The organism is Pseudomonas sp. AC463 (genome assembly GCF_979253585.1).
Genome location: NZ_CEEDDZ010000828.1, coordinates 1 through 257, shown reverse-complemented (window position 1 = coordinate 257; position 257 = coordinate 1). Strand labels below are relative to the sequence as shown.

Sequence of the window (257 nt, the reverse complement as noted above, 5' to 3'; positions counted from 1 at the left end):
ACGTCAGACCGACGAACGACGGCAGGATGGTGGAACGACGCGACCAGGTCTTGATCGGTGCACGGCCACCGGCATCCTGCGCGGTTTCCGCTTTCTTCAGAAGGCTCAGTTCGACGAACGGGCCCTTCCAGACTGAACGAGCCATGAGTTAGCCCTTCCTCTTCGTCGAATGACGCGACCGGATGATCATCTTGTCGGTCGACGTGTTGTGACGGGTGCGCGCACCCTTCGTCGGCTTGCCCCAGGGCGTAACCGGA

The 257-nt window shown here is 61.5% G+C and carries 1 protein-coding gene; it reads right to left on the bottom strand.

The window, feature by feature from the left end; translation table 11 throughout:
* The coding region (locus AC0IYH_RS32550; protein WP_471838481.1) for a ribosomal protein S19 family protein at nucleotides 1-145 on the bottom strand (145 nt) is incomplete at its 3' end.
* Nucleotides 146-257 lie beyond the last annotated feature (112 nt).